This window comes from Kitasatospora sp. MBT66, assembly GCF_000710405.2.
Taxonomy (GTDB): domain Bacteria; phylum Actinomycetota; class Actinomycetes; order Streptomycetales; family Streptomycetaceae; genus Kitasatospora; species Kitasatospora purpeofusca.
Genome location: NZ_JAIY01000028.1, coordinates 1,201 through 1,577 on the forward strand (window position 1 = coordinate 1,201; position 377 = coordinate 1,577).

At 72.9% G+C, this 377-nt stretch carries 1 protein-coding gene; it reads right to left on the reverse strand.

The annotated features are described in order from the left end of the window. Nucleotides 1–15: 15 nt before the first annotated feature. On the reverse strand, nt 16–377 hold a 362-nt coding region (locus tag BI06_RS45135; protein WP_043479037.1), incomplete at its 5' end, for a phage tail domain-containing protein.

Genomic DNA, 377 nt, shown 5'->3' on the forward strand with positions numbered 1-377 from the left:
AAGCCAAGGGGGTCCTTACAGCCAGGCGGAGCGCCAGAGCACTTCCGCGGAGAGCCCCACGGGGCCCTCCAGAACGTCGAGTTGAACGGTGCTCGGGCCCGGGGGCAGGGCGAGCCACTGGGAGGTGGGGTCGACCTGGCCGAAGCGCGAGGCCCCGTTGAGGGTGATGCGGCGGCGGCCCATGTCGATGACCAGCTCGTCCCCGCGTCCGATCCGAAGGCCCCGGCAGGCGAAGCGCTTGCGGGTGCCGTGGTGGACGACGGTCAGCGTGGGGTCGCGGGCCTCGCCGTCGCGCGGGACGAGGCGGATCACGGGCCAGGTGTCGACCGATCCCCGGTTGTCGATGTCCGGGGCGGGCAGTGCGGAGGGGTCGTTGC